Source organism: Pseudomonas sp. AC016, assembly GCF_979253365.1.
On the sequence record NZ_CEEDCC010000001.1, the window covers coordinates 1,702,432 to 1,725,139 of the forward strand.

A 22,708-nucleotide genomic window follows, 5' to 3' on the forward strand; every position below is an offset into this window, starting at 1 on the left:
AGCAAGTTCAAAAAACTTCGCTGTATCTTTTGGACCAAGGGACGCACCCTTTGCCTTTTACTCTAGACAGATGTGGTGACAGGCTCCAATGAAACCGCCATTTCTAACGGAACTTCCAAATAGTTTATGCCGCCGTCCGGTGCAGGCTGTTTTTTTAATTCATCTAGAGCAAAAACAATCTGCACTCGGCATCCAACTCGGAAGAGTGAAATATCCGCCTTATCGTTGACATAAATACCTTCAGCACGAACTGAGCCATCATCCAAAAGTAAATCGATACCATTGTTTTCGTTGCCGCCGTCCTGGCCTGCGACATACGCACGGTGAACGATACCCGAAACGAACAATAACGGCATTTTTCTGTGCTGGATATTTACCCACCACTCTGGCGACCCATAAAGCCCATATGTGCCTTTAAGTCCTAGTGCGGGTTTAGATTGATTGACTGTAAGCGCTTGTGCCGCTGCAACCCGCTCCGGGTCAGCCTTTAGCTTTTCGGAGTGATTATATACCAACTTCATCGGCCCGCTCGCCGTTTCTAAGCACAACAACATCAATGACCTCCTTTAGGGACCAACGCAAAGTCCACAATGTTCTGATTGAGGATATCGATAGCGTTGCCTTGCCCAAGCTGCGTCGTCATCTGTCCGCCCTCAACTTTGAAGCGCGCATTTGTTTGCATCCAACTTCCTGTCTGAGTTGACATATTGGGAAACTGAATAGCTGCCGGTTTATTTGCTGCAATTCCAATTTCTTGAAGAGCATCGGATGTTCCCGGCGCCACCGTGATTTTTACAGTCACACCGTCATATTTTGACGAATATAGCACAGAGGGAGAAATTGAAGTTTCAGTAGTAGGTGGTAACTTACCAGATTCTGTAAACTGCAAATACTGTTCTTTAGACATCGTGCGATACATGATTTCATTCCCGTACGCATCGTGCTCCAGAACAGGGCTGAGCGGGTTTTTCGATCTGGAAACGGGGACTCCAATTTCTGCGGCTGCATTATTTGCACTCCCCTCCAAAACATTCCGCTCAACCAGCGTACCAGCTTCCGAATCAGTCAGAGCACTAGTTGCATTTGGATTTTTTGTGACAACCCCTTTTGCACCAGCAATCTCCCCCTCAGCCTTCACCAACTGAGCCAGATTACCCCCCGCTTTGGGCTTGAGTCCACCGTCTGGCGTTTGGAGGTAAAAGACACCCTCGGGACTGACGACCTCTATGTTACCCGTCCTGGTATTGATGACTTGCCTATACCCTTCAGGCAGATCCGCGTTCCTGACGAGCATCGCTCCAGCAGAGCTGTCTTCGCGGTAGTACGAGGGAAGCGCCGGTTGCTCACCAGTGCTACCTTCTGAAAGGGCCTTCCCCTTGCCTTCAAGCCCGGCGGCCTCATCAACAGGATTGGCCGCAAAAAAATCATCATTTGCAGCGGCGCCGCGGTTCCCCACGGCCTTGGTCTCCCCGGATGCAAGCCCGGACAGTGACAAGTCGTCTATCTGCCGCCCCAGTGAGCTCAGTTCAGCTAACGTACTCGCACGATTTGCCGGAATCATGCTCAGCGCGAACTCGACGTCGCTTTGGGTGGTAATGGCCGCGCTGGCTGCGTAGTTACCCTGCAGGTTGTAGATGTAAGCCATCGCCTGCTTGGTCTGGCTCGCCTCAACACTGTCCATCATGGCGTCGCCAGGATGTTTGGACAGCGACATCAAACCATTCACTATTTGCTCGCTGCCTTGAACCGGACTGCTCAACAGCGACCAGGCAGCTCGACCTGCATCGGACAACGCAGTACCTGCGCCTTGAGCAGCACCTACCGCGCCCTCAGAGAACATGGCACTGCCGTTGACCGGCACGCCGAGGTTGTTACGATAAAAGTTGGCATACTCAAAGCCGAAGTCACCCACGTACCGCCCTTGTACGTTGACCGAGTTGATCGAAGGGTTCGCGTATTCAGCCGCGTGAGTGTCTCGGTATTGAGTGATCAACTGTGAGGTTTCGGCCGCTGTATAGCGCCGCTCCTCTGTTGAAGGTATGTCTGATGAAGATGGTGCCGCAAAGGTGTCCGCTCGCGAAGACAGCGCCATGCCCAAATGCTGAGTGGTCAGCGCCTCCGGAGCGCTGCCTTCACGAGTGACTACCCCGTTCCAGTCCTTGTCGGTGTAATAAACCAGTGCCTGCGCCAACCGTTTCTCGGCTTCTTGAGGACTGATGCCGGCTTCCCGCGCCAGACTCTCCGACTGTTTTTTGAGGAGGGGAATTTCATCCGGATGTAGCTGCCGGTTGTACTGGTCCGCCATCAACGAAACCCAGGCTGCCTGCTCGACATCCTTGCCTGCGAGATCCGCAGCAGTCAGGCCGACAATCTGTGACGCCGCCTGGCGGTATTCAGGGTTCTCTTCGAACGCCTTGTTCAGAACACCTGCCAAGGCCTGACTGGCACCGGCTGCGATGGCGCCGGTTGCAAAGTCCCCACCTGTAGCCGAAGACACCGCGCCCCCCATCAGAGCATGAAGCGCAGTCCGCCCGGCACCGCCTTCAGCCCAGAGGGCCATGGTGTAGGAGTCACCGGCGGCCTCTGCCTTCAGGTATTGAGTCTGGGCAAAGCTACCTACGTAGTTGAAACCGATGGCAGCGGCTGTGACACCTGCCTGCTGCACCACGCCATCAACAAGGTTGTCCCCCAGGCTGCCGCCATTGATGGCCGTCTTGATCGCACCCGCAGCCAGACCTTGCGCACCTGCATGGACTGCAAAGCCTCCAATGCCTTCAACCGTGCCCAAGTCGAAACCTTTGGTCACGTTGTTGAAGGGTTTGGTCTGTCCGCCCAATTGAGGATCAATGACTCCGGCGGTAAAGCCGGCTGTTACGCCTGAGATCGCGAGGTTTTTCAGGCTGGCGCTGCTGAACGTGTCCTTGAATACGCCTCCAAGGTCGCCTTTGTTGTTGATCGTACTGACAACAGTCTGCGACGCCAGAGAAGACAGCGTGGCGATCACGGCAGCGTTGGCGGCACTCGCCGCAGCGCCCGCATAGGCGGCATAACCTGCCGCAGTCATCGCCGAACTGGCCGATGCACCTGCTGCTGCCCCTGCAGTAGCTGCGGTCCCCGAGCCAGCGGTCACAATCGACACGATGATGACGATTGCCAGCATCGCGCCCTGACCAAGGCTGGAATTGCTGTACTTGAAGGATTCATGGAGCTCCTTGACCTGCCGCCAGTCAACGTCTCCACGTTTTTCTGCTTCTTTGAGCCAGGCCATCTGAGGGTCGGCCTTGACCATGGCATCAATGCTTTGGCTCACGGTGTTCTGGTCGATCTCCCTGACATCGATCTTCAAACCTTCCACCGCGTTGATCGCCAGACTGCCCTTCGCAATCAGCGCGCTCTGGCGCAGGGTTTCGTCGGTATTGCCTCTGCCTTTGGCACTGGTCCACGCCAGATCACTCTTGCTCTTGGTATGGCTCTCGTCGTGCAGGTCTTTCACACCTTCAAAGGTGATGGCACCGCCGCTTTGCAGGGTCAGGTCTTTGCCGCTGTCGAGTTTGGCAACCTGATACAGCTGGTCACGCTGGCTGGCCAGTGTGAGATCGCCGCCGGTTGTGATCCGGGTGCCGACGTTGGTGTTTTTCGTGACTTCGTCGCGCTGGGCTTTCTTCGCGCCCCAGTTGCCTTTTTCCTTCATGTCGTAAAGGGTGTGGGTGCTGTCTTGCGCAGCGAGCAGGCTGAGGTTGTTGCCGCTGTACAGGTAGGCTTCGTTGCCCGCCGTGATCTTGCTGGCAACCAGAGTGGTGTCGCGACCGGCCTGGACGTTGACGTTGTTGCCCGCGGTCAGTTCACTGGCGAGCTGGGTCGTGCGGTCGTTGGCTTCGGTGATGCGTTTTTTGCCATCCTTGGTTTTGGTGGCGATGTCGTGCACGTCGCCCGCTGAGCTGACGTTGATGTCTTGCCCGGCGATCAGCCTCAGGTCGTTACCGGCCTTGGCCTGGCTGGCCAGCACATTGATATCCCGCCCCGCATTCACCTCGACATTGCCACCCGCCGTCACGGTCGAGGCCAGGTTCTTCACGTCGGTGGTGATGACGGACTTGTGCCCGCCATCGAACAGTTGGTGTTTCTCGCTGCTGTCGGTCTTGGCCAGCAGGTTGATGTCGTTGCCAGCCTTGAGGGCGACGTCGCCGCCTGCGCTCATCGCGCCGTAGTTGGTGATATCGCGACCGGCCGAGACCGCGAGGTTTTCACGAGCCGTGATGGTGCTGCCGGTGTCGGTGATGGTGCGTCGGCCTGCGCCGTCGCGGACCTGAATGGCGGTGCGGTCGTTGAGAATGTCGCCTTTGACGGCGGTGAGGCTCACCTGCCCGCCACGGATATCGCCCGCCATGGCGTTGCGGATGCTGTCCTGCGCGATCATCTGCAGGTTATTGCCCGCATCCACCAGGCCGCCCTGATAGATGCTGCCGCCGCTGCTGACGTTGAGGTTGTTACTGGCGCGCAGGGTGCCGACGTTGATCAGGTCGCCGCCGGTGATCAGGTTCAGGTCGCGACCCTGGATCAGGCTGTTGCCGCGCAGGTTGCGCGAGTCGGCCTGGGCCAGGTAAAGGACCGGGACGAGGACTTTCTGGCCATCGACGACGCGGTTTTCCATCCACACGATGTCGTGGGTCAGGGCGCTGACCTGCTGGCCGGTCAACGCAACGCCAAGGCTCAGGTTGAGGGCGTCCTTGCTGGCCAGGGCGTTGTCCATCAGGTAGCGGTACTGGTCGTAGTCGCTGGCCAGGCCGTTGGCGAGGAAGCGCTGGCCGGTTTGCGCCAGCACGGCGTCGCGGATCAGGCGCTGTTCATACAGACCGTCACCCAGACGACGCCAGTTGTTGTCGGGGTTGATGTTGAGGCGACTGAGGATGTAATCGGAACCCAGGAACTGCGACAGGTTGGTCAGGTTCGGGTTGGTTTCGATCAGGTAGCTGCTGGTCGGGTCAGGGTTGCGAATGAACAGCCCGTAGTCGCCCTTGGGCAGCTGGAAGGTCGCGCCTGCGGTCGGGTCGACGGCGGCGAACGGAATGCCGGTGTAATCCACGGGCGTGAAGACGGTCTGTACGCTGCCATCGGCGGCGACGCGTTGAACCGGCTGCACCGATGCGGTGGTTGCGGCGCTAACGTCGGTGGCCTGTTTGTTGATGGTGATGTCGATGCCGCCGACCTTGATGCCGGTCTGGTCCTCGCCCAGCGTGCCGGTGAGTATTTCCGGCGTGTTGTTGGCGCGCAGCGAGCCGTTCTGCACAGTACGTGCGACGTTCAGGTTGACCGTGCCGCCAGCCTGAAGTGTGGCGGCGTATTTGGGCTGCGGGCTGTCGGTCCAGACGGTGCTGTTGCTGAGCTCGTTGAAGCGGCTGTCCGATGAGCGCGCCTTGAGCACTTCGAAACGCGCCAGGTCGAAATTGCCCGCAGCGACGGCCGCGTTGAACGCCGGGACGTCGACAAACTCCATCTGGTCCCAGTAATCGGTATCGATGCGAGCGGGCGTGCCCTTCTGAATGTTGTTCTGCCCGGTGCGCTCGGACGCGCCCTGGTTGAGCAAGTCGTTGGCAGTGATGTTCAGGTTGCCGTTGGCGGCGATCAGGCTGTAGCGGTTCTGGACGTTGTCGGCCTGAAGGGTGAGGTCTTTGCCAGCGACCAGTCGCGCCGATGCCGAGTCCTTGGTGGCGGTTTCAAGGATTGTCTGGTCGATGGTGATCAGGCCACGCTTGAACGAGTCATGGCCGCCGCAATGCTGGCCGCACTGCCAGTCCAGACGACCGGAAACCACTTTCTGGCCCAGCTCGAACTCGGCCTTGGCGTTTTCCACGGCGGCTGCACTGATGGTGATCGAGCCTTCGCTTTCGACCGTGCCGGAGAGGTTGCTGAAACGCTGGGCAGCGCTGTTGTCCAGGTTGGCCACGCTCAGGTCGCCACGGCTGTAGACGTCGCCGTACAGGTTGCTGAACGTGCCGGTGCGCAAGGCCATCGCGCCACCGCTGAACAGCAGAGAATCGGCAGCGTTGGTGATGCCGTTGCGGGCGTTGAGGTTGACGTTGTTCTGTGCGCCCAGTGTGCCGCGGTTGTCGATCTGGGCTGCATCGATGCGCAGGTTCTGGCGGGCGGTCAGGAAGCCGAGGTTGTCGAGGGTGCCGTTGAGGTTCAGGCGTGTATCCGTGCCGCCACCGATGCGGCCGCCGTTCTGGCTGAGGTTGTTGGCATTGACGGTCAGCAGGTTTTGGGCCGACAAGCGTCCGCTGTTGATCATGTCGCCGGTCAGGTTGACGGTCAGGTCGCCATCACTGAGCAATTGGCCGCCGTTGTTGAGGCTGCGCAGGTTCAAGGTCAGGCCTGAACCGCTGGCCAGTCGGTCACCGGCCAACAGCGCCAGTGAATCGCTGGTGTAGGTCAGCGCGTTGTTGAGCTGCACGTTGCCCAGCCCGTTGACGGTGCCGAAATTCCAGTCACCGCTGCCCAGCGCCGAGATGCTGCCGCCCGCCCCCGTCACCCGATTGAAATCCAGGGTCATGAGGCCGGTGTTGGCGTGTTCGATGGTACCGGAACGGTTGTCCAAAGCGTCGGCTTTGAGGACGAAACGGGTGTTGCCGACTTCGATGCGACCCGCGCTGTTATTGACGCTACCGGTGAAGTCGAGGGTGCTGATATTGGCCGCAGGTGCACCTGCAGTTGCACTGGCAAGCGCAGGCGATGCACCTGCAACGCTGACAGGCGGGGTGTTCAACGCCCGAATCTGTCCGGCGCCGCTGTTATCCAGCGCCGTGCCTTTCAGGGCAAGTGAGGTGTTGGACTCGATCAGGCCGCCACGGTTGATCAGGTTGTCGGCGGTGATGTCGACGGTGTCGCCGCTGAGCTGGCCACCGCTGGTGTTGGACAGCGTGGTGCCTTTGAACAGCAGCGCGGTCTTGGCAAACAGCTTGCCCGCGTTACTGCTCAGCGAGTCGACGGTGAGGGTCAGGCCGTCCTTGAGGCTGGCGATCATGCCCGCCTGGGTGCCGTCGCTGCTGTTGTTCAGCGAACCTGCCGTGATGTCCACGGCATCGCCCTGCACAGTGCCGCCGATGTTGCTGATGCTGCCTGCGCCCACTTGCAGGCGCGTCAGGCCGCCGGAGGTCAGCACCGTGCCGCCGTTGTTGTCCAGCGAACTGCCCGTGAACGTCAGGCCGCCGGAGCCGGCGACCAACTGGCCTTTCTGGCCGTTGCGCAGTGTGGTCGCCTGCAGGGCCAACTGATTGCCCCGGATGCTGCCGCCCTGGTTGTTGAGGTCGGCCGTTCCCGTGATGGTCACCAGACTGCTGCCCGCATCGATGATGCCGGTCAGGTTACTCAGGACGTTGCTGACTTTCAGCGTGACGTCGCCGCCATTGCTAACCACCGCGCCTTTGTTGTCATTGATCAGGCGCGGCGCATCGATCTGCACGCTGCGGCCGAGCAAGGTGCCAGCGCTGTTGTCCAGCCAGGCACCGCTGAGCAGCAGGCCGCCATCGCTTTGAATCTGGCCACTGCTGTTGAGCAGTTGCGCCTGGTTTGCGGACAGACCAAAGTTCAAGGCCATGCCTTGCGCGCCTGCGGCCAGCAATCCCTGATTGCGGTTGTCCAGGCCCGATGCCGTCAGGTCGATGCGGTCGCCGACGATCCTGCCACCGCGGTTGTCGATCAATGCGTTGGGCGCCGTGATGTTCACGCCCGCACCCAGCACACTGCCACTGCGGTTATCGACGCCTGTGGCGTTGAGGTCGAGATTGCCGGTGACCGCCAGCAGGCGACCGCCCTGGTTGACCACATCGCCGCCAGCGACCGTCAGCCGGTTCTGGGCCTGAACGGTGCCGCCGGTGTTGTCCAGTGTGCGGCGTCCGGTTACCTGAGCATCGCCTGCGCGTGCGGACAGCAGACCTGTGCGGTTGGTCAGGGTCTCTGCGCTGACATTGAGGCTGTTGGCGTCGATCTGGCCGTTGCTGTTATCCAGCGAGCCCGCATTGATTGCCAGGCTGCCGCCTGCGGCCTGAATCAAGCCGTCGCGGTTGTCGAGGCTGTCGAGTTGCAGGTTGGCCGCCTGCCCCGTAGCGAAACGAATGACGCCTGCCAGGTTGACGATGGCGGGCGTGGAAACGAACAGCGACTGTTCGCCGACAATCCGCGCTGCCAGCCCCTGGTTGGTGATTCTGCCGCTGTTCAGGGTGACCTGGCCGCCCTGCACCACATTCTGGTTGGTCAGGGTCTGAGCTGCGTTGACGGTCAGTGCACGGCTGGCTTCAATGTTACCGGTGTTGGTGACCACCGGGGCCGTAATGCTCACATCACCCGTCGTGTTGCGTGTGTTGTCGGCTTCGATACCGGACGCGATGGTGCCGGCGTTGGTGATCTTGCCGGCGTTGATCTCGACACGGTCGCGCGCCGCCAGACTTTGCTGGTTGACCAGCTCACCGGGCGTGCGCACGTTGACGCTGGCCGCATAGGCCCTGCCGGTCATCTCGACACTCGGGGCGTTGACGTTGAGCGCACCCTGCGCCGACGCCTGGGCCATGTTCAGATGGCCGTTGGCATCGATCTGAATATCACCGGCACTGGCTGCCATGTTGCCAGCGGTTCGTACGCCGACGCCCTGCTCGGTGCCGACCAGCTTGATCGCGTTGGCGTACATGCCGCCCAGTGCCGAGGAATCGATGGCCAGTTGCGGCTTGTCGGCAGCGTTGGCCGCACGCGCGGTGGTCGTCAGGTTGTCGGCGTTGACGTCGTTGGCACCGGTGACGATGTTCAGCTGTCTGGCATAGATGTCGGCGTTGATCTTTGCCGAACGGGTGATCAGGTCGAACTGATCGACTGCGCTTGCATCCAGGCCCTTGCCATCGATGGTGATGCTGCCGCCGTCCACGGCAAAGTGGTCCAGTTTGCCATTGGCATCCAGCACCGGCTTGCCGGTACTGAGCGTGACGCGCGGCGTGTTGATGAAGCCGCAACCGTTGCAGGTCACGCCATAAGGGTTGGCGATGATGACGCGCGCTGCCTGCCCGGCCACTTCGGTGTACCCGTTGAGCTGGCTGGCGTTGGCACCGGTTACCTCGTTGAGGATGGTGCCAGCGGCACGTCCGCCCAATTGGCTGTTGCCAAGAATGTTGCCGCCCAACTGGGTGGACTGAATCGCGTTGGTCGCGTTGTTGAGGATGACGCCCTTGCTGTCGACGTTGTACTGCTGAAACTGGTTGTGCGAAAGCCCGGCCCCGTTGGGAGCAGCGATGTTGATCACCGGCACGCCGTTGCCTGCCTGGCCTACGGCAGTGTTGGTGGTGCCGCTGACGGCAATGCCGTCCGCCTGCGCCCAGATCGGTTGCCAGAACATGACGTTGGCAAGCAGCAGTGCCAGCAGACGCTTGGGCATGCCCATGAAGCGAGCGCGCTCGGCTATCGCCGCAGAGGGCTGACGGGCCAGCAAAGCCAGTTGATGAACGTCCATGTGGGCGACCTCGTAAAACGTTATTAAAGGAAAAAGTCCATGCGGAAATAGATCGGCGCTTCGCGCTCGATCACGTCAGGACGTTCCAGAGAATGGGCAAAGGTCACCGATGCGGCGACGTGCTGGCCGCGGGTGAACAGCTCAAGCGAGTTGCTGGACAGACGACCATGCTCTTCGCCGTTGTAGCGGTTATTGCGGATCACACCCTGGTCGTAACCAGCGGCGGCACCGTATTCGGCGAACACCGGACGCAGCCAGTCGAAGGTGACCGGTCGAGCCCAGCGTATTTCGTTGCGCCAGTAGCCGCCGCTGTCGCCGGACAGAAATTCATCCTTGTAACCGCGTACCGAAGACGATCCGCCCAAGCTCAATCGCTGCGGGCTGAACAGCACGTCTTCACTGCGTTGGCCGGTGGCCAGGCTGGTAAACGTCAGATTCTCGCCCCACAGTTGAAACGGGTGCAGGTAGCTGATGGTGCCGGTGTATTTGCGATAACGTGCATCTGCTTCACCCGGACCCGGATCGTGGCTGCCCTGCGCATCGAGCAAACCGATGCCCTGTTGCATACCCAGGTCGATGTTGACGAACGCCGAGCCGACCCGTCGACCATGGTTGATGCCGAACTGAGCCTCGGTGATACGGTTGCTGCTCAAGGCCAGTTTGGTGTCTTCGACGTAGTTGTTGGTGCGCAGGTAGGCCAGACCGGCATTGAGCGAGGTCTTGCTGACCGAATCGCGATGGATCACGCGCTCGGCGCGAAACTGGTGGTTCTGGCTGTCACCGTCCTGCTTGAACTTGAAGCCATCGGCTTCAGCCCGCGAGCGGTATTCGCTTTCACTGTACAGATAGCTGAAGGTCCACCAGCCCCACGGCAGGCTGTAAGACAGCATGCCGTTGTGCGAGCCCTGCTGGTGATCGCTGACTGCGTCATGACCACCGCGCACGCTCAACTGGTCGGCAAGGCCCAGCGGGTTGTCCCAGTCCAGGCCCACGTTCCACTGCTGTTCGCCGGTGCTGCGCTGACCGTCGTTGTTGCGCGACAGGTTGGCGCGCCAGGGTTTTTGCGGGGTGTTCTTGACCACGACGTCACTGCCGCCAACGGCCTGGCCGGGGGTCAGTTCCATCACGGCCTGATTGGACGGCAGCCGGTTGAGCTGGTCCACCATCTGTTCGATTTCGCGCAGGTTGACCAGGTCGCCTTCGCGACCGGGAAAGGTCATCGCCAGTTCACGATCCGACAGCCCGCTGTCGGCGTCGCTGCGCAGTTTCTCCAGCTTGCCTTCGATGACCAGGACCTGCAGGTCACCTTTGGACAGGTCCTGTTGCGGCAGGTACGCGCGAGTCGTTACCAGACCCTTCTCAATGTAATGGTCGGTGATGGCCTTGAGTACGTCATTGAGCTGCGCCACGCCCAGGCACTTGCCTTCATAAGGCTTGACCAGCGCCGCTCGCTCGGAATCCGACAGCGAATCAGCGCCTTTGAGCTCGATGCGATTGATGTTGAAACACCGGGTATCGGTCGGCGTAACGGGCGCCGTCGGGGTGGTCTGCTTGCCGGGCAGCTCCTTGAGCTGTTCGAGACGCCGACGCTGTTCTTCGAGCAGGCGATCCTGACGATCTCTGATGAGATCCTGCTCGCCGGGCGTTGCCGCCTGGACGGGTGTCAACGCCCCCGTGGCCAGCATTAGCGCGCACAAACTCAGCCATGTCCTTTTAGAGGCAAGCATAGATATTCCATTAAAAGCACTGCAGGTGTGAGATACACCTGAACGGGTGGGACAAGCTGACGGTATGTATGCTGCTGGATGGAGGCCAAGTGATATCAGGTGTAACCGTCGTGAAACAGACCGCACAAATAAGCGAAAATTCCCACACCGAGACTTTATTTTGGCACCGCGCGCCTGAAGAAACGCCACTGAACCGTCAACCCTCTCACCAGTCAGCATGTGTAACCGCCCGCCATGATTCGAGGCTCTCACATGCCCGTTTACCTGCTTGACTACCGCGTCAACGACGAATCCCGCAGCCATTCGCTGGAACTCGACCAGCCCGAACTCCAGGCCCACGAAGCAGCGCTCCACCTGCTTGAGCTGCACTTCGGCGACGCTGAAAACAGCCTGATGATGCCCAATGCCGACGCAACACCCGACGATGTTCTGGCCAAGGCCGAGCTGTTGGGGCTGACGCAAATCCGTGTCAGCCGACAACCTGCTCAATGAACGGACTTGGCGCATGAACCCGACCACCCCTGACGGGCGCTACTTCGTGGTCAAAGGACAACTGTGGCGCTGCTCGAATCCCTCACTTACCGAAGAGGAACGTCAGCGCCTGGTGAACGAACTGATGGATGCGCGTCGGGCGGTGAAATCAGCGAAGGCCACTCAGGACTCTACCCAGCTCAAGCAGGCCAGAGCAGATGTAGACGCAGCCAAAGTGGCCCTGGGGGAACGCGGGCCGGTCTGGTGGAAGGATGGCGCGCCGGACTACAACCGGCATAAAGTGGACAACACACCTTATGCGCAGTGGTATCGGTCGCTGTAGATTGACGGTAGCGAGTCATACCTTTCGAGGCGTGTGACTGCAGCCATTAAAAGGATATTTTCTTGAACAAGAAGCAACGCGACGGTATCAGCAAGCTGCTCAGCTATGTGTTGCGCCATGCGCCGGAATCCATGGACCTCACGCTGGATCGTGATGGCTGGACCGACGTCGATACCTTGATCGGCAACGCCAGGCACCACGGCCACGACTTTGATCGCGAAATGCTTTGTGAAGTCGTCGAAACCAACGAAAAGAAACGCTTCACGCTGTCAGAAGATGGTCAGCGCATCCGCGCAGCACAGGGGCACAGCTCCGAGCAGGTGGACGTGCAGCATGTCGAGAAAACCCCGCCCGATCGGCTTTACCACGGCACGGCCGAACGCTTTATGCCTTCTATCAAAACCCAGGGCCTGATCCCGGGCAGCCGGCACCATGTTCATCTGACTGAAAGTCCTGAAACCGCTATGGACGTCGGCAAGCGCTACGGCAAACCCGTCCTGCTCGAGATTGACGTGCAAGGCATGCAAGCGGCCGGTGCTCGGTTCTTTCAGGCGGACAACGGTGTCTGGCTGGTCGACGCCGTGCCTGCGAAGCATCTGAGCGAGGCAGATGATTCACAAGCCTAAGCTTGAGGAGATCAAGGCGTTCGATCAAGTGCCTCGGGCCGCTCTCTCACGCTAAATCATGCAACCCCTTCCCCAGCGCAGGCCCCACTTCAAACCCGGAAAACACCACCTCCAGCCCGCCCCGCTCCGGGCTGCAGCACATTGGGCCTACCAAGCACTCGCCCACTGGAAACGGTGCCAGTCGCAGCAATGGCCAGCGCATGCCATCCACTGAGTGCTGAATCCGCATCACGCCTTCGGCAACGGTCACCCGTAGCCATAGCCCGGATGCGGATCCTTCGAATAGCCCGGTGGCCCAGTCCGATTGGCCACGGGTCAGTACGCTGCCCAGCATGAGCGCGCCGTCGCTGACTTCAACGCCGGTTTTCATCCAGTTGCGCTCGTCGATGCGGACCATCAGCCCGGCCTGGTCGTATAACGTCTTGAAGTTGCCCTGCACATGAACCTGAGCGGTGAACGCACCGGTGACGGGTACGCCGAGAAGGTGGCCGCTGTCGCGACAAAAGCCGTAGTGGGTTTCCCGCCAGAAGTCGGTGGCAGGATCAGTGGTTACGCTCAGTCTTTCATCGCGTACCTGCCACTGTGCTGGCTCGTTGTACCAATGCCCCTTCTCGAACATGACTGGCTCCTTTCTGAGGTGAGATGAGGAATGTGACAGTTCAACAGCAGCCTTGACAGACGGGCATGCCTAAAAAGACGATGCATCACCCTTCAAATGGCGGAATGCGTTCATGAGCGAGAAAAAGACGCTGTTACTGACTGGCGCCAGCCGCGGTATCGGCCATGCCACGGTCAAGCATTTCAACGCAGCGGGATGGCAAGTGTTTACGGCCTCCCGACAGAACTGGGTCGCCGAATGCCCGTGGGCGGAAGGCCTGCTCAATCATATCCACCTCGACCTGGAGGACATCGACAGCGTCGTTGCGAACATGGCGGCTATCAAGGAAAAGCTGGGTGGTCGCCTGGATGCACTGGTCAATAATGCGGGCGTTTCTCCCAAAGGCCCCGAGGGCGCGCGCATGGGTGTGCTGGAGTCCGATTACAGCACCTGGATCAAGGTCTTCAACGTCAACCTGTTCTCCACGGCGCTACTGGCACGCGGTCTGTTCGACGAACTCAAGGCCGCCAAGGGCAGCATCATCAACGTCACCTCAATCGCGGGTTCCAAAGTGCATCCCTTTGCGGGCGTGGCGTATTCAACCTCCAAAGCCGCGCTCTCGGCCCTGACGCGAGAGATGGCGTATGACTTCGGGCCGCATGGGGTGCGGGTCAACGCGATAGCGCCGGGTGAGATCGACACGTCCATTCTGTCGCCGGGCACGGCCGAAATCGTCGAACGCCTGGTGCCCATGCACCGACTGGGCAAACCCGAGGAAGTCGCGTCCCTGATCTACTTCCTCTGCACCAGTGGCGCGTCCTACGTGAACGGGGCGGAGATTCACGTCAATGGCGGGCAGCACGTCTGATCCCGCTTTTCTAAGCCTGATGACTGATCACGCCACCTGAGCCAGTTTCGCAAGCGCCTGGTTCATCCCCTTCTCAACAAAATCACCGCCCATGTTCAGGCCTTCGGCATGAATGAAGGTGACGTCATGAATACCCACGAACGCCAGCACCTGGCGTACGTAGGGTTCCTGGTGATCCAGGGCGCTGCCGGTGTAGATGCCGCCGCGAGCGGTCAGCACGAAAGCGCGCTTGCCGGTCAACAGGCCTTGCGGGCCGGTTTCGGTGTATTTGAAAGTCACACCGGCGCGCAGGACGTGGTCGAACCAGGCCTTGAGGGTACTGGGGATGGCGAAGTTGTACATCGGCGCACCCAGCACCAGCACGTCGGCGGCAATCAGTTCATCGGTCAGGGCATTGGAGCGTTCCAGAGCGGCCTGCTCGGTCTCGCTGCGCTGATCGGCGGGCTTCATCCAGCCGCCCAGCAGCGTGGCATCCAGGTGCGGCACAGGATTGACGGCCAGGTCGCGGACAGTCACTTGATCATTCGGGTGTGCGGACTGCCACTGACTGAGGAACTGCTGCGTCAATTGACGCGAAACCGAATCCTGCTGGCGGGCGCTGCTTTCGATGACAAGTAGGCGGGACATGGGTGGAGCTCCATTGAACGATGTGTGTATTCGATGGAGCCGAGGTTAAAGGTGACCTTATCGATGAAAAAGCGCAAAAAACTGCTTCAACCCATCTATAAATTTGTTTTATGTACGGCGGCGCTCTACTCTCACCTTGCTCACGCGGGCTGGCAATCGAGCTTGATGCGCAGCTTGATAATGCTGCGCGTGAATTTGGCCGTCACCTCCACGCGCTTGCCTGCGCCAACCTGAACGCGTCGCGTACGGGGTGCCTCGGGACCGTTGACGAATACGACTGCGCACTTGGCGTCTACATCGCCGAAGTTGCTCACCGAGATGGAACCGATGTCCTGGTCGACGTCGTGGGTAACGTAATCGATCTTCACGCCCTCGTACTGCTTCTCCACTTCAATGGGATAGGCAAAGGCCGTCAGTGGCAGCAGGGCCAGCAACACACAACACACTCGTTTCATTGGGCAGTCTCCGGAACGGGGTTGTCAGAGTAGAACAACGGATAACAAAGAGAAGAGGAATTACAGCATGAAAGCGCCCCGCGTGACGCTCGACCAATGGCGCACCCTGCAGGCAGTGGTCGATCACGGCGGTTTTGCCCAGGCCGCCGAAGCCCTGCATCGCTCGCAATCGTCAGTCAGCTACACCGTGGCCCGCATGCAGGATCAACTGGGCGTTCCTCTGTTGCGTATCGATGGCCGCAAGGCCGTGCTGACCGAAGCGGGCGGCGTGTTGTTGCGGCGCTCACGCCAGTTGGTCAAACAGGCCAGTCAATTGGAAGACCTGGCGCATCACATGGAACAGGGATGGGAGGCCGAGGTGCGGCTGGTGATCGATGCCGCCTACCCTTCGGCTCGCCTGGTACGCGCGCTGACCGCGTTCATCCCACAGAGCCGAGGCTGCCGGGTTCGTTTGCGTGAAGAGGTGCTGTCAGGGGTCGAGGAAGTGCTGCTCGAAGGCGTGGCAGACCTGGCCATCAGTGGTCTGAGCATTCCCGGCTATCTGGGCGCAGAAATGAGCACCGTCGAATTCGTCGCCGTTGCCCATCCCGAACACGCCTTGCATCAAGCCAACCGCGAGCTGACGTTTCAGGATCTGGAAAGCCAGCTGCAGGTGGTGATCCGTGACTCAGGTCGCCAGCAACCCCGCGATGTCGGCTGGCTGGGCGCGGAACAGCGCTGGACGGTCAGCAGCCTCGCCACGGCGGCAACCTTTGTCAGCAGCGGACTGGGCTTTGCCTGGCTGCCACGCCACCTGATCGAACGTGAGCTCAAGGACGGCGTGCTCAAGGTATTACCGCTGGATCGGGGTGGCAGTCGCAACCCGTCGTTCTATCTTTACTCCAGCAAAGACAAACCGCTGGGCCCGGCGACACAGATTCTGATCGACCTGATTCGCACGTTCGACACGGCGCCGCTGACCGCGGCATTTGCGGCACCCTTGCAAGCCTGACACGGAGTAGGCACATGGCGTTCTTCGAGCATGACGACTGTTCACTGCACTACGAAGAGTACGGTCAGGGCGACCCGGTCCTGCTGTTGCACGGCCTGGGTTCGAGTTGTCAGGACTGGGAGTACCAGATCCCGACACTGGCCGCGCAGTACCGCGTCATTGTCATGGACATGCGCGGCCATGGTCGCTCGGACAAGCCTCAGGAACGCTACAGCATCCAGGGCATGAGCGACGACGTTGAAGCGTTGATCGAACACCTGCGGCTGGGGCCGGTGCATGTGGTCGGCCTGTCGATGGGCGGGATGATCGGTTTTCAGCTGGCGGTCGATCATCCGCATCTGCTCAAGAGCCTGTGTATCGTCAACAGCGCGCCGCAGGTCAAGATCAGAAGCCCCGGGGATGTCTGGCAATGGGCGCGGCGCTGGACGCTGTCGCGTCTGGTCAGCATGGAGGCGATGGGCAAGGCGCTTGGCAAGCTGCTGTTCCCCAAAACGGAACAGGCAGAACTGCGACGCAAGATGGCCGAACGCTGGGGCCGTAACGACAAACGCGCCTATCTGGCCAGCTTCGATGCCATCGTCGGCTGGGGCGTGGAGCACAAGCTGGAGCGCATCATTTGCCCTACCCTGATCATTGCCGCCGATCACGACTACACTCCGGTGTCGCTCAAGGAAGCCTACGTCAAACGCATTGCGAATGCCCGGCTGGCGGTCATCAAGGATTCGCGCCACGCCACTCCGCTGGACCAGCCCGAGCAGTTCAATCGAACGCTGCTGGAATTCATCGGTGCCAGCAAGGTCTGAGAAACCTCACGCAGGTCATATCACGCGGGCGATGCTTTCGGTCACTCCGGGTCGATCACGCTGGGCAAAAAAAGCCAAACGTGGTTACCTTGCCAGCCACAGTCGATATCTCCATTGAATGAAGGACCTGTTGCTCTATGTTGAAAAAAATCGCTCTTGCCGCCTGCTCCGTACTGTTCGCCGCCAACCTGATGGCAGCGCCGGACAAGCCGACTCACGTTGTGCTCAACACCAGTTTCGGCGACATCGAGATTGAACTTGCAGACGCCAAGGCACCGATCAGCACCCAGAACTTCCTGGGCTACGTCGACAGCGGCTTCTACAGCAACACCATCTTCCACCGGGTGATTCCAGGCTTCATGGTTCAGGGCGGCGGCTTCACCGCGCAGATGGTCCAGAAACCGACCAAGGACCCGATCAAGAACGAAGCACAGAACGGGCTGCATAACGTGCGTGGCACCATTGCCATGGCACGGACCTCGGATGTGAACTCGGCCACCAGCCAGTTCTTCATCAACACCAATGACAATGCCATGCTCGACAACGGCGTGCGTGACTACGGCTACGCGGTGTTCGGCAAAGTTGTCAAAGGCATGGACGTGGTCGATCAGATCGTCAACGTCCAGACCGGCAACCAGAAAGGCATGCAGAACGTGCCAAACGACCCGATCCTGATCAAGTCCGCCAAGCGCGTCGACTGACAGGAATCTGCACCGCGTGAAGCCTTGGGCTGCACGCGGTCCGGACGGGAGCGCTTCTATTTATCAAGGGAGAACCCACGCCAAGTGGGTGTGATAGCCAATGCTTTATCGTCGTTTTGAAAAGCTGATCGATATCTTCAAAGACGCCCCCACCCCTGCCCCGCCCAATACCGTTTTCGCGTTTTACATCTACTACCTGCGTCAGGTCTGGCCGACGTTCACGGCCCTGCTGGTGGTGGGTCTGATCGGCGCGTTGATCGAAGTGGCGCTGTTCAGTTACCTCAGCCGCATCATCGACCTGGCCCAGACCACCGAGCCCAGGGACTTCTTCAGTCTTCACGGCCCGGAACTGATCTGGATGGTGGTGGTGACGCTGCTGCTGCGCCCGATCTTCGTCGGCCTGCACGACCTGCTGGTGCACCAGACCATCAGCCCCGGCATGACCAACCTGATTCGCTGGCAGAACCACAGCTACGTGCTCAAGCAGAGCGTAAACTTCTTCCAGAACGATTTCGCCGGGCGTATCGCCCAGCGCATCATGCAGACCGGCAACTCGCTGCGTGACTCGGCGGTGCAATCGGTGGATGCGCTCTGGCATGTGTTGATCTACGCGATCAGTGCGATGGTGCTGTTCGCCGAAGCCGACTGGCGACTGATGATCCCGCTGGGCAGCTGGATTCTCGCGTTCATTCTGGCGCTGATGTACTTCGTGCCCAGGGTCAAACAGCGCTCGGTGGACTCGTCGGACGCACGCTCCAAGCTCATGGGGCGGATCGTCGACGGCTACACCAACATCACCACGCTCAAGCTGTTCGCCCACACCAATTTCGAGCAGCAGTACGCTCGCGAGGCCATGCGCGATCACACGGTGAAAAGTCAGTTGGCCGGTCGTGTCGTGACCTCGATGGACACCACCATCACCACGATGAACGGCATCCTGATCGTCACCACTACAGGCCTTGCGCTGTGGCTGTGGACCCAGTCGATGATCTCGGTAGGCGCCATCGCACTGGCCACCGGCCTGGTAATTCGGATCGTCAACATGTCCGGCTGGATCATGTGGGTGGTCAACGGCATCTTCGAGAACATCGGCACTGTGCAGGATGGCCTGGAAAGCATCTCGCAACCGGTCTCGATCAACGACAAGCCAACCGCGCAGCCACTGAAGATTGCCAATGGCGGCGTGAAATTCGATGGCGTCGACTTCCACTACGGCAATGGCAACGGGATCATTCACAACCTGAATCTGGACATCAGACCGGGTGAGAAGATTGGCCTGATCGGGCCTTCCGGCGCGGGCAAGTCAACGCTGGTGAACCTGTTGCTGCGCATGTACGACGTGCAGGGCGGCAGAATCCTGATCGACGGGCAGGACGTGGCCGATGTCACTCAGGAAAGCCTGCGTGCACAGATCGGCATGATCACTCAGGACACGTCGCTGTTGCACCGCTCGATCCGTGACAACCTGCTGTATGGCAATCCGGGCGCAACGGATGAGCAATTGTGGGAAGCCATCCGCAAGGCGCGGGCCGACGAATTCATCCCACTGCTGTCGGACTCCGAAGGCCGCACCGGTTTTGACGCTCATGTGGGCGAGCGTGGGGTCAAGCTTTCAGGTGGGCAGCGCCAGCGCATCGCGATCACTCGCGTGCTGCTCAAGGACGCGCCGATTCTGATCATGGACGAAGCCACCTCGGCGCTGGATTCGGAAGTCGAAGCGGCGATTCAGGAAAGCCTGGAAACCCTGATGGAAGGCAAGACCGTCATCGCCATCGCCCATCGCCTCTCGACCATCGCACGCATGGATCGGCTGGTAGTGCTGGAAAAAGGCCAGATCGCAGAGACCGGCACCCACGCCGAACTGCTGGCCCATGGCGGCCTGTATGCACGCCTGTGGCAGCACCAGACAGGTGGATTTGTGGGGGTGGATTGATTCTGTGCTGAATGTGCACGGGATGCATGCCCCGCGAATCACTCATCGTTATACACAAGTCCGCCTCAACACTGATCGTGCCCATCGCTCCGCGTGGGCATGCATCCTGTGACGCTCCGCGTCACAAATGGCACAGACTGAAGACTCAGTGAGCCGAGCGCATGACGTGGATAACGCTGGAGCTTGGGTGCGCATCTGCGCCACATTCAAGAGCGGACGCGGAGCGTCCTGGGAGGCATTCCCACGCGGAGCGTGAGGAACGATCAGAGTGATCTCAGGCACGCCGATCATGCCCATGCCTGTGCTCAGCGTTATACCCGAGTCTTGATGCGACCACGGAATGTGGGAACGATTATCAGCGTATTCCTCCAAGAGGACTTGTGTATAACGCTAAGCGCGGAGCATGGGCGCGATCAGATAAGGTATCGACTCAAACCTGCCGATAAGGCAACGCGGCCCGCGCTTCCTCGGCATACGCCATCACGCCCACCCGCTCCTGCTCGAGGAAATCGCTGACGGCGTCTTTCAGGCCGGGGTGCATCAGGTAGTGCCATGACCGGGTGATCTGCGGTTCGAAGCCGCGGATCAGTTTGTGCTCGCCTTGGGCACCTGCGTCGAAGCGTTGCAGTCCGTTGGCAATCGCGTAGTCCATCCCTTGATAGAAACAGGTCTCGAAGTGCAGGCGGTCGAACTCGGCCAGACAGCCCCAATAACGCCCATAAAAGCTGTCGCCGCCGATCAGGCTGAAGGCCATGGCCACCGGACGTGAGCCCTGCAGCGCCAGCACCACGCGGATCGACTCGGGCATGCGTTCGGCCAGCAGGCTGAAGAATTCGCGCGTCAGGTACGGCGCCTGCCCACGTATCTCATAGGTATTGGAATAGCAGGCGTAGACGAAGTCCCACAGAATCTCGGTCATCTGCGAACCTTCCAGCCATTCGAAGGCGATGCCCTGCCCCGCCACCTGCTCACGCTCCTTGCGCATCTGCTTGCGCTTGCGCGAACTCAGCGCGTCCAGAAAATCCTGAAAATCCCGATAGCCACGGTTGTGCCAATGAAACTGGCAGCCGATGCGCGACAGCCAGCCCGCCTGGGTTTCAAGCACCGCGTCGGCGGCGGGATCGGTGAAGTTGATGTGCGCGCTCGACAGGCCTTCGCTCTGCAAATACGCCGGCAGCTCGCTCACCAGCTCCGACGCGCCCTGCGGAGTCGCAGACAAGATTCGCGAGCCACCCACCGGACTGAACGGCACCGCCACCAGCAGCTTGGGGTAGTACGCGATGCCGGCGCGGCGGCAGGCGTCGGCCCACGCGTGGTCGAACACGTATTCGCCGTAGGAATGCCATTTTCGATAGGCCGGAAGCGCAGCCACCAGTTGTTCGTTTTCGTAATGCAGCACATGTTCGGGACGCCACCCGGAGCGCGGCCCGAGGCTGCCGCTGTCCTCCAGCGAAGTCAGAAAGGCGTGGCGCAGAAACGGCTGATTGCCCGGTACAAGCGCATCCCATTGGGCAGGCGCGACGGTACTCAGGTTGTCGACGACGTGAACCGGCATGCAGGTTCCCTCGGAGGTAAACGTGCGACGAGTATCACTCATTGAGGGGGAATGTAAACGACCGCGAATCGAAGACCGCTCTACATCAGGCCTTTCAACCGACAGGTCGGCACCCCGCGCATCTGGATGCCGACCTCCGATGTAATCAGCGTTTGCGCAGGATCACGCTGCCAATCGAATAACCCGCACCGAACGAACTCAACACGCCCAGCGCCCCTTTCGGCAGGTCGTCCTGGTAGGTGTGGAACGCGATGACCGAACCGGCCGAACTGGTGTTGGCGTAGGTGTCGAGGATCACGGGCGCTTCTTCGACCGTGGCGTCGCGGCCCAGCAGTTTCTTGACGATCAGGTGGTTCATGCTCAGGTTGGCCTGATGCAGCCAGAAGCGCTGTACGTCACTGATGTTCAGGCCGTTGTCGTCCAGATGCGCGCCGACCAGTTCTGCCACCATCGGACAGACTTCACGGAACACCTTGCGGCCTTCCTGCACGAACAGCTTGTCCGGCGTACCCTGACCTTCATCTGACGTGCGGTTGAGGAAGCCGAAGTTGTTGCGGATGTTGTTGGAGAACTTGGTCAGCAGGCGGGTGCTGACGATATCGAACTGGTACGGCGAGGTCGCCAGATCGGCACGCTCCACCACGACTGCGGTTGCGCCGTCACCGAAGATGAAGTGGCTGTCGCGATCACGGAAGTTCAGGTGGGCGGTGCAGATTTCCGGGCTGATGACCAGAATGGCGCGAGCCTGACCCAATTGCACGCTGTTGCACGCCGCCTGAATGCCGAAGGTGGCCGACGAGCAGGCCACGTTCATATCGAAACCATAACCTGCGATACCCAGCGCTTCCTGGATCTCGATGGAGATCGCCGGGTAGGCGCGCTGCAGGTTGGAACAGGCAACGATAACGCCGTCGATGTCAGCGGTGGTCTTGCCGGCTCGTTCCAGCGCCTGTTGTGCCGCTGCGACGCCCATTTCGCACAGAATCGACCACTGATCGTTGGAACGCTCAGGCAGGTTCGGTTTCATGCGCTGGGGATCGAGGATGCCCTGCTTGTCCATCACGAAGCGGCTCTTGATGCCCGAGGCTTTTTCGATGAACGCAGCGCTGGATTCGCTCAGTGCTTCCAGCTCGCCACGCTCGATGGCTGCAGCGTTCTCGCTGTTGAACTGGTTGACATAGGCATTGAAGGACTGCACCAGCTCTTCGTTGGAAATGCTGTTGGCCGGGGTGTACAGGCCTGTGCCGCTGATGACGACGTTGTGCACGGTCGTTCCTCTCTTATTGAAGGTCGCAGGGGTTGGCCTGCCAGGGCACGGTAGGCGGCAATCCAGACTTTTCTGGGACCAGCGTACCAATGCATAGATAAAACATGCGCATGACTAAAAACGCGCAAGGCTCAAGCCGCGTCCATGGCATTGTGAAGACAGACGCGGAGTGTGCCACAGCGCCCGGTTTTTGGCGCTATCGGGCCAATGAACATCGGCCCTGAGATCCTTCTCGCTTAGCCGCCTGTGAAGT

General features: G+C 60.0%; 16 protein-coding genes. 8 read left to right on the forward strand and 8 right to left on the reverse strand.

From position 1 onward, the window contains the following. Positions 1–62: 62 nt before the first annotated feature. Genes AC0IXS_RS07565 through AC0IXS_RS07575 form a run of 3 tightly spaced genes read right to left on the reverse strand, consistent with a single transcriptional unit; the run spans position 63 to position 11,175 of the window. A complete protein-coding gene (locus AC0IXS_RS07565; RefSeq protein WP_057409785.1) occupies positions 63–554 on the reverse strand; it encodes a hypothetical protein in 492 nt (163 codons plus the stop codon). Then, complete coding sequence (locus AC0IXS_RS07570; RefSeq protein WP_471824267.1) at positions 554–9,490, reverse strand: two-partner secretion domain-containing protein; 8,937 nt, start codon at positions 9,488–9,490, stop codon at positions 554–556. The genes AC0IXS_RS07565 and AC0IXS_RS07570 overlap by 1 nt, the downstream gene beginning before the upstream one ends. A gap of 23 nt (positions 9,491–9,513) precedes the next feature. Next, a complete protein-coding gene (locus tag AC0IXS_RS07575) occupies positions 9,514–11,175 on the reverse strand; it encodes a ShlB/FhaC/HecB family hemolysin secretion/activation protein (RefSeq protein WP_241151766.1) in 1,662 nt (553 codons plus the stop codon). A gap of 294 nt (positions 11,176–11,469) precedes the next feature. Here AC0IXS_RS07575 and AC0IXS_RS07580 point away from each other — a divergent pair, with 294 nt between their 5' ends. From AC0IXS_RS07580 to AC0IXS_RS07590, 3 genes are all read left to right on the forward strand, one after another. Next, on the forward strand, positions 11,470–11,709 hold the full coding sequence (locus AC0IXS_RS07580) for a hypothetical protein (RefSeq protein WP_471824269.1): 240 nt from the start codon (positions 11,470–11,472) through the stop codon (positions 11,707–11,709). A 13-nt stretch (positions 11,710–11,722) separates the two neighbouring features. After that, on the forward strand, positions 11,723–12,031 hold the full coding sequence (locus AC0IXS_RS07585; RefSeq protein WP_057409552.1) for a hypothetical protein: 309 nt from the start codon (positions 11,723–11,725) through the stop codon (positions 12,029–12,031). A 62-nt stretch (positions 12,032–12,093) separates the two neighbouring features. After that, entirely contained in the window at positions 12,094–12,657 is a 564-nt protein-coding gene (locus tag AC0IXS_RS07590; RefSeq protein WP_471824271.1) for an RNA 2'-phosphotransferase, read from the forward strand. 46 nt (positions 12,658–12,703) lie between these two features. Here AC0IXS_RS07590 and AC0IXS_RS07595 read toward each other — a convergent pair whose 3' ends face one another. Continuing rightward, entirely contained in the window at positions 12,704–13,276 is a 573-nt protein-coding gene (locus AC0IXS_RS07595) for a DUF1349 domain-containing protein (RefSeq protein ID WP_122668364.1), read from the reverse strand. A gap of 112 nt (positions 13,277–13,388) precedes the next feature. On the opposite strand from AC0IXS_RS07595, the gene AC0IXS_RS07600 reads away from it, so the two are divergent. Continuing rightward, entirely contained in the window at positions 13,389–14,123 is a 735-nt protein-coding gene (locus tag AC0IXS_RS07600; protein WP_004887523.1) for an SDR family NAD(P)-dependent oxidoreductase, read from the forward strand. Between the two features lie 27 nt (positions 14,124–14,150). Here AC0IXS_RS07600 and AC0IXS_RS07605 read toward each other — a convergent pair whose 3' ends face one another. Further along, the gene (locus AC0IXS_RS07605; protein WP_057409549.1) at positions 14,151–14,750 is read right to left on the reverse strand and encodes an FMN-dependent NADH-azoreductase; all 600 of its coding nucleotides are present in this window, start codon (positions 14,748–14,750) and stop codon (positions 14,151–14,153) included. 140 nt (positions 14,751–14,890) lie between these two features. Next, the gene (locus AC0IXS_RS07610; protein ID WP_057409548.1) at positions 14,891–15,205 is read right to left on the reverse strand and encodes a hypothetical protein; all 315 of its coding nucleotides are present in this window, start codon (positions 15,203–15,205) and stop codon (positions 14,891–14,893) included. A gap of 67 nt (positions 15,206–15,272) precedes the next feature. Between AC0IXS_RS07610 and AC0IXS_RS07615 the strand changes: the two genes are divergently transcribed. From AC0IXS_RS07615 to AC0IXS_RS07630, 4 genes are all read left to right on the forward strand, one after another. Further along, the gene (locus AC0IXS_RS07615) at positions 15,273–16,196 is read left to right on the forward strand and encodes a LysR family transcriptional regulator (protein WP_004887517.1); all 924 of its coding nucleotides are present in this window, start codon (positions 15,273–15,275) and stop codon (positions 16,194–16,196) included. Positions 16,197–16,210: 14 nt separating this feature from the next. Continuing rightward, the gene (locus tag AC0IXS_RS07620) at positions 16,211–16,999 is read left to right on the forward strand and encodes an alpha/beta fold hydrolase (RefSeq protein WP_057409546.1); all 789 of its coding nucleotides are present in this window, start codon (positions 16,211–16,213) and stop codon (positions 16,997–16,999) included. Between the two features lie 137 nt (positions 17,000–17,136). Further along, entirely contained in the window at positions 17,137–17,700 is a 564-nt protein-coding gene (locus AC0IXS_RS07625) for a peptidylprolyl isomerase (protein WP_025994791.1), read from the forward strand. A 100-nt stretch (positions 17,701–17,800) separates the two neighbouring features. Continuing rightward, entirely contained in the window at positions 17,801–19,633 is a 1,833-nt protein-coding gene (locus AC0IXS_RS07630; protein WP_122572778.1) for an ABC transporter ATP-binding protein, read from the forward strand. A 430-nt stretch (positions 19,634–20,063) separates the two neighbouring features. On the opposite strand, the gene AC0IXS_RS07635 is transcribed toward AC0IXS_RS07630, so the two are convergent. Both AC0IXS_RS07635 and AC0IXS_RS07640 read right to left on the reverse strand, forming a co-directional pair. Further along, entirely contained in the window at positions 20,064–21,188 is a 1,125-nt protein-coding gene (locus tag AC0IXS_RS07635; protein WP_029241313.1) for a GNAT family N-acetyltransferase, read from the reverse strand. Positions 21,189–21,333: 145 nt separating this feature from the next. Beyond that, positions 21,334–22,455 (reverse strand): beta-ketoacyl-ACP synthase III, encoded by a 1,122-nt coding sequence (locus AC0IXS_RS07640; protein WP_471824276.1) that lies wholly within the window; start codon positions 22,453–22,455, stop codon positions 21,334–21,336. Positions 22,456–22,708: the final 253 nt, after the last annotated feature.

Bases quoted from the DNA above. Each gene is read 5' to 3' on its own strand.
- AC0IXS_RS07565 (WP_057409785.1), bottom strand. From the start codon at position 554: ATGTTGTTGTGCTTAGAAACGGCGAGCGGGCCGATGAAGTTGGTATAT.
- AC0IXS_RS07585 (WP_057409552.1), top strand. From the start codon at position 11,723: ATGAACCCGACCACCCCTGACGGGCGCTACTTCGTGGTCAAAGGACAA.
- AC0IXS_RS07570 (WP_471824267.1), bottom strand. From the start codon at position 9,490: ATGGACGTTCATCAACTGGCTTTGCTGGCCCGTCAGCCCTCTGCGGCG.
- AC0IXS_RS07610 (WP_057409548.1), bottom strand. From the start codon at position 15,205: ATGAAACGAGTGTGTTGTGTGTTGCTGGCCCTGCTGCCACTGACGGCC.
- AC0IXS_RS07630 (WP_122572778.1), top strand. From the start codon at position 17,801: ATGCTTTATCGTCGTTTTGAAAAGCTGATCGATATCTTCAAAGACGCC.
- AC0IXS_RS07635 (WP_029241313.1), bottom strand. From the start codon at position 21,188: ATGCCGGTTCACGTCGTCGACAACCTGAGTACCGTCGCGCCTGCCCAA.
- AC0IXS_RS07575 (WP_241151766.1), bottom strand. From the start codon at position 11,175: ATGCTGGCCACGGGGGCGTTGACACCCGTCCAGGCGGCAACGCCCGGC.
- AC0IXS_RS07605 (WP_057409549.1), bottom strand. From the start codon at position 14,750: ATGTCCCGCCTACTTGTCATCGAAAGCAGCGCCCGCCAGCAGGATTCG.
- AC0IXS_RS07615 (WP_004887517.1), top strand. From the start codon at position 15,273: ATGAAAGCGCCCCGCGTGACGCTCGACCAATGGCGCACCCTGCAGGCA.
- AC0IXS_RS07625 (WP_025994791.1), top strand. From the start codon at position 17,137: ATGTTGAAAAAAATCGCTCTTGCCGCCTGCTCCGTACTGTTCGCCGCC.
- AC0IXS_RS07580 (WP_471824269.1), top strand. From the start codon at position 11,470: ATGCCCGTTTACCTGCTTGACTACCGCGTCAACGACGAATCCCGCAGC.
- AC0IXS_RS07595 (WP_122668364.1), bottom strand. From the start codon at position 13,276: ATGTTCGAGAAGGGGCATTGGTACAACGAGCCAGCACAGTGGCAGGTA.
- AC0IXS_RS07600 (WP_004887523.1), top strand. From the start codon at position 13,389: ATGAGCGAGAAAAAGACGCTGTTACTGACTGGCGCCAGCCGCGGTATC.
- AC0IXS_RS07620 (WP_057409546.1), top strand. From the start codon at position 16,211: ATGGCGTTCTTCGAGCATGACGACTGTTCACTGCACTACGAAGAGTAC.